The organism is Comamonas sp. UBA7840 (assembly GCF_002501455.1).
Lineage (GTDB): Bacteria > Pseudomonadota > Gammaproteobacteria > Burkholderiales > Burkholderiaceae_C > Comamonas > Comamonas jiangduensis.
The window spans coordinates 22,931-28,930 of the sequence record NZ_DLTI01000037.1; the positions used below are offsets into that span (position 1 = coordinate 22,931).

At 58.9% G+C, this 6,000-nt stretch carries 5 protein-coding genes; 1 reads left to right on the forward strand and 4 read right to left on the reverse strand.

The genetic code is table 11. The features are described 5' to 3' along the window. Positions 1 to 197 precede the first annotated feature (197 nt). Positions 198 to 1,694, forward strand: coding sequence for a methyl-accepting chemotaxis protein (locus B3R00_RS14340; RefSeq protein WP_286999580.1), 1,497 nt, complete (start codon positions 198 to 200; stop codon positions 1,692 to 1,694). 213 nt (positions 1,695 to 1,907) lie between these two features. Here the strand turns inward: B3R00_RS14340 and B3R00_RS14345 are convergent, their stop codons facing one another. The 4 genes from B3R00_RS14345 to B3R00_RS14360 form a co-directional block, all read right to left on the reverse strand. Then, complete coding sequence (locus B3R00_RS14345) at positions 1,908 to 2,564, reverse strand: RnfABCDGE type electron transport complex subunit B (RefSeq protein ID WP_286999581.1); 657 nt, start codon at positions 2,562 to 2,564, stop codon at positions 1,908 to 1,910. Positions 2,565 to 2,569: 5 nt separating this feature from the next. Next, the gene (locus tag B3R00_RS14350; RefSeq protein ID WP_286999582.1) at positions 2,570 to 3,985 is read right to left on the reverse strand and encodes a polyhydroxyalkanoate depolymerase; all 1,416 of its coding nucleotides are present in this window, start codon (positions 3,983 to 3,985) and stop codon (positions 2,570 to 2,572) included. Between the two features lie 304 nt (positions 3,986 to 4,289). After that, positions 4,290 to 5,306 carry a tRNA dihydrouridine(20/20a) synthase DusA gene (dusA, locus tag B3R00_RS14355; RefSeq protein WP_286999583.1) on the reverse strand — a complete coding sequence of 339 codons (1,017 nt, stop codon included), beginning with the start codon at positions 5,304 to 5,306 and terminating at the stop codon, positions 4,290 to 4,292. A 494-nt stretch (positions 5,307 to 5,800) separates the two neighbouring features. Further along, entirely contained in the window at positions 5,801 to 5,944 is a 144-nt protein-coding gene (locus B3R00_RS14360) for a hypothetical protein (protein ID WP_286999584.1), read from the reverse strand. Positions 5,945 to 6,000 lie beyond the last annotated feature (56 nt).

Consider the following 6,000-nt stretch of genomic DNA (forward strand, 5'->3'; position numbering starts at 1 on the left):
TCTAAATATTATGTGCTGAGTTGCGCAATCTCCCTGAGCTTTATGCGTGATATCAGCTTTGTGAATGCAGAAATTGCATGGATTGACCTGGTAGCTTTCACGCGCATTACGTCCCTGCCTAGGACAACTCCCGAGGCACCATTCCTACAGCAACGGTACAAACCTTTGGACACATTGATACAAAGTAGGGCGGGGTAATGCAAAAACCAATGCTTGGGATACTCAGGCGCTGCAAACTGGGCTGGAAGCTGGCACTGTTGGCCTTCAGCGGGCTGCTGGTCATGGCAGTGCTGTGGGGCGGTGCCTACGCGGCTTTCGATGCGCAGATGCAGCTGGGCATAGCCCTGGCCGGTGTGTTGTGGTTTTTGTATGTGGTGTACAGCGTGCACCGCAACATCTCCGCAGAAATGGCGCGGCTGCTGTCTGCAATGGAGCAGGCCGCCCACGGCAATCTGACGCACCGCATTACCGCCAGCAGCAACGATGAACTGGGCGAGATGGCCAAGTTGCTGGATAGCATGGTGGTTGCGTTGTCGAGCATGGTGGCTGAAATTCGCAGCAATGCCGCCTTGGTGACGCAAGCGGGGCACACGCTGACGCAAGACAACCGCGCACTGGCAGAGCGCACGGAGTTGCAGGCCACCAACGTGGCGCAGACCGTGGTGAGTGTGGAGCAGGTGACGGCAGTGGTGCAAAACAATGCACAAGCTGCCGCCGAAGCAGACCGCTACACCCACCTATTGCGCAAGGTGGTCGAGCAGGGCAGCGGCGTGATGGAGCAGGCCGTGCAGTCGGTGGAGGCGATTGAGCGCGGCGCGGGCCGCATGTCCGAGATCATTGCGGTGATTGATGGCATCGCTTTCCAAACCAATATCTTGGCCTTGAACGCAGCGGTGGAAGCCGCACGGGCAGGCGAGCAAGGCCGGGGCTTTGCGGTGGTGGCCTCTGAGGTGCGCAGCTTGGCGCAGCGCTCAGCAGAAGCCTCCAAGGAAATCCGGGTGCTGATTGAAGCGTCGGTGCAGCAGGTGGCCAGCAGCACACGCCTGATTCGCCAGGCAGGCCAAGGCATGCAGCAAGTGGCAGAGGGGATTCGCAGCGTGGCGGGGCATGTGGAGGCCATCTCCGACTCGGGCAATGCCCAAGGCACAGGCCTGCAGCAGATCAACCAGGCCGTGCACGGCATTGACCAAGTGACGCAAGAGAACGCACAGATGGTGCGCCACGTGGTGCAAGAGGCCCAGGCGCTGGAGCAGCGCGCGGCCACCTTGTCGGAAGCGGTGGAGCGCTTTCGGCTGCAGCAGGGCACGGCCGTGGAAGCGGTGGCGCTGGTAGAGCGCGCGGTGGCGCTGCGCCGCATGGGCATGCCGCTGGAGCAATACTGGCTGGCGCTGACCAACCCCCAGCAGCCTTTTCACGACCGCGATATGTATGTGTTTGTGCTGGATTCTTCAGGCCGCTATCTGGCGTTTGGTGGCAATCCCGCCAAGCGCGGCAGCCGTGTGCAGGATGTCAACGGTGTGGATGGCGATGCGCTGCTCAGCGCCATCATTGCGCAAGCCGAGGCTGGACCAGGCTGGGTGGAGTATGACTTTTCCAACCCCATCACCGGCCAGGTGCAGGCCAAGATGTCTTACGTCTGCAAACAAGACGGCGTGTATCTGGGCTGCGGGGTGTACAAGCGTTTTGCAGGCTAGTTCACGCCGCCACGCTCCGTCTGGCTTGTGCACGGCACTGCGTGCCTGAAACGCGGCGGTTTTAGAGACAGAGGCGGTGGCAGCCACCCACTTGAATAAAGTATAAAAATAGCTTCTAGCGCTTATGGAATAAGCGTCAGAGGCTATTTTTTTGATACCGCTTTTTTTGCACGACGACAGCCGTGCCCGCCTGCGTTCCCGCTCTGGCCGTCGTTAGTCTTTATGGCCGCGCAGGCCACGCGCTTTGGCCAGGGCGGCGGCAATCGCCGCTTTTTTGTCGGGCACCACCTCGGGCACAGGGGCGGTAGCCTGTGCATTCGCGTTGATGCCGTCCTCAGCGATGCCCTGCGCTTGCAAGCGTTGCTGGCGGGCGTGATAGCGCTGTTTGGCGTGCGCGGCCTGTCCGGGCGACCAGGCCTCCCAGCCAGTGTGCTCCCCACTCACGACTTCCAGCTCAATACAGTCAACCGGGCATACGGGAATGCACAGCTCGCAGCCAGTGCAGTGCTGCGGCATGACAGTGTGCATGAGCTTGTTGGCACCCAAAATGGCATCGGTAGGGCAAGCCTTGATGCACAGCGTGCAGCCAATGCACCAGTTCTCGTCAATGCGCGCCAGCGTGAGCGGGCCTTCAATGCCAAATTTCGGGTTGAGTGCCGTGGCTGCTTGCCCGGTGATGGCTGCCAAGCGCGCAATGCCTTCAGCACCCCCCGGGGGACATTGGTTGATGGGGACGCCTTCGTGTGCAATCGCTTGCGCGTAGCGGGCGCAGTCGGGGTAGCCGCAGCGTGTGCACTGCGTTTGCGGCAGGGCGGCATCAATGGAAAAAGCCAGTCCGGTGAGGACTGGCTTAGAGGTGAACTCAGGCATTCAGTCTAGCGGCCACCACGTCGGCGCTTGCTGGAGGCGGGCGCAGACCTGGCGGTGTTGGGAGTATGAGGGGGGGAGTGTTGCGCAATTTGCGGTGCTGCGTCTTCTGCCAGCACCAATTCCCCATCGTTGACGGGCGCGCTATCGGCCTCGGGTGCGGGGTGGTGGGCGTAAATAAAGCCACGCACTTTGGGGTAGACCATGTCGCGCCAGCGGCGGCCGCTGAAAATGCCGTAGTGGCCGGCACCCATCACGTCGTATTGCAGGCGCAAATGGGCGGGAATGTTGGCACACAGATCTTGGGCTGCATGGGTTTGGCCTGAGCCGGAGATGTCGTCCAGCTCGCCTTCAATGGTGAACAGTGCCGTCGTCGTGATGTCTTGAGGCCTGACGCGCTCCAGCGTGCCGTCCGGCGCACGCACATCCCAGGTGCCGTTGACCAAGCTGAAGTCTTGGAACACGGTCTGGATGGTCTCCAGGTAGTAATTGGCATCCATGTCCAGTACAGCGTTGTACTCGTCGTAGAACTTGCGGTGCTGCTCCGCGCTGGCGTCGTCGCCTTTGACCAGATCCTTGAAATAGTCGTAGTGGCTGCTGGCGTGGCGGTCGGGGTTCATGGCCACAAAGCCGGTGTATTGCAAAAAGCCGGGGTAAACGCGGCGGCCTGCACCGGGGTAGTTGTTGGGCACGCGGTGGATGACGTTGTTCTCAAACCACTCAAAGCTGCGCTGCGTGGCCAGGTGGTTGACCGAGGTGGGTGATCTGCGCGCATCAATCGGGCCGCCCATCATGGTCATGGACAGCGGTGTGGTTTCACCGCGGCTGGCCATCAGCGAAATAGCGGCCAGCACCGGCACCGTGGGTTGGCACACGCTGATGACGTGGCAATTGCCGTATTGCTTTTGCAGGTAGCGGATGAAGTCTTGGACGTAGTTGATGTAGTCGTCCAGATGAAATTCACCCTCTTCCTGGGGCACCAGGCGGGCATTCTTCCAGTCGGTGATAAAGACTTTTTGGTCGCTGAGCAGGCTTTTGACGGTGTCACGCAGCAAGGTAGCGTAATGGCCCGACAGGGGGGCAACCACCAGCACAGGCGGCTGGGTGAGCAGCGTATCTAGGGTTTTGGGGTCATCCGAGAAGCGCTTGAAACGGCGCAGCTCGCAAAACGGCAAATCCATCTCCACGCGTTCCATGATGGTCACGTTCACGCCATGGACGGGTACGGACGCAATCCCGAATGCTGGTTTTTCGTAGCCCTTGCCCAAGCGGTAAAACAGATCAAACCCTGCGGAGATGCGCTGTGAGAAGGGGCTTTGCGATAGCGGCAGCAAAGGGTTGGTGTAGAGCTTGGCAGTGGCTTGCGCGAAGTCCGCGAACGGTTCAAGCAAGGCACGTTGGGTTTCGTAAAGCTGGTAGAGCATGGCGGGCGATCTCGTTATGTTGCAGTGCAATATAGCAGCATGCGTCTACGAAAAGAAACAGCGTTTTTCTTGATGAGGAGTCGCCGTAGTGACAAAAACCTGTGCGCAGCGGCGCAGGCTTTTGTAGGAGAGAAGTGGCTGCAAGGCGCATTCTCCGGCGCAGGCCTGCTATCAGTTGGTAGCAATCGCCTAAAAAAATAGCTGCTTGCGCATGATTTGCAATGTTTTCAAATACATAGGTGTCTGAAAACCAATGAAATCAAGCGCAAGCAGCTATGGTTTTTGAGTATTTTAAGAAAACTTCTTAATCTGCCGTCGATCCATCAGGCCGCGTATTGGCAATTTTTGACACTTCCCGCGCCGACAAATGCTTGAGCTTGTGGTCGCTCCACACTTGGCGCCAGCGGCGGGCGCCGGCCAAACCGTGGCGCAAGCCCAGCATGTGGCGGGCAATGCTGTACCAGTGCGTGTCGTGCTCGCGTGCTTCGCGCTCCATGTAGTCGACCATGGCCGCCTCAATGCTCTGGTGGGTGTGCTCGGAAGGGGCTGCGCCAAAATACAGTTCATCCCAATGGCTCATCCACCAAGGGTTGTGATACGCCTCTCGGCCAATCATGACGCCGTCCACCCGTTGCAGTTGTTCCTGCACCACTTCATCGGTCTTGATGCCACCGTTGATGGCAATCGTCAGATGCGGGAATTCGCGCTTGAGTTGGGCCACGATCTCATAGCGTAGCGGCGGAATGTCACGGTTTTCCTTGGGCGACAGGCCCTGCAGCCAGGCATTGCGGGCGTGGACAATAAAGACTTCGCAGCCCGCTTCGGCCACGGTGCCCACAAAGTCGCGTACAAAGTCGTAGCTTTCGATCTTGTCGATGCCAATGCGGTGCTTGACGGTCACGGGAAGGCTGACCGCATCGCGCATGGCCTTGACGCCATCGGCCACCAGGCTGGCTTCGTTCATCAAGCAGGCACCAAATGCGCCGCGTTGTACGCGCTCGCTGGGGCAGCCGCAGTTCAGGTTGATCTCGTCATAACCCCAGTCCTGGCCAATTTTGGCGGCTTTGGCCAAGTCGGCTGGCTCGCTGCCGCCTAACTGCAGGGCCACGGGGTGCTCTTCCACGTTAAAGCGCAAATGGCGAGCCTGGTCGCCATGAATCAGGGCGCCGGTGGTGATCATCTCGGTATAGAGCAGGGTGTGCTTGGACAGTAGGCGGTGCAAATAGCGGCAATGGCGATCCGTCCAGTCGAGCATCGGCGCGACAGACATGCGCCAAGGCGATGCAAGGTCTTGTTTTGTTTGTGGTTGTTGTTGATTCATTGGCATTTTTGGCTGTCTGTAGCACCGTGCGTAGCACCCTGAAAAACGCCTGAAAAACCTGATTTTCCTTGGTCGGGGCTGCAGTCAGTGCTACGAATGATGCTTGTAGCACTGGGCACCATGGGAACCATATCGGCAAGAAAGCGTGTGGATGGATCTACCGCGTACACGGCACAGATTCGCCTTAAAGAGCAAGGCGTTATTGTGCACACAGAAGCGCAGACCTTCACGAAGAAGGCTTTGGCACAGGCTTGAATGAAACGCCGTGAGGCGGTGCTCTACGACCCCGCGATGGACTGGCACCGGGTGGTCATCTGTAACCTTTTTCCTCAAGCCATCCATTTTTGGTGAGGCGCAGGCTGCCAATAGGCAGGTAGTTGCGGCTTTCTTCAGGTGCGCAGCCCTTTCTGAACTGGGTGGCCTGCATGTGAGGGGCTTGCTTGCTCTTTTGCCCACGCCCTTATGCATCGCGTTGCCAGAAACCATCAGCCTTCTCAAGGCCAAGCGCCAACGCTTTGCGGATAAATGCTGTCGGTGTCTCGTCCAAGCACATTGGGCAAAAAATTGGCGGTGTGGTCGGGGTACAGCTTGCGTAGCGCCTCGATCTCTGGGGGCAGCCACGGATGCCTCTTACTCATTCATAAAGTGCTCCAGAAAAGAAAAAGCCCGCGCAGTGAACCGCCCCGGGTTTTGA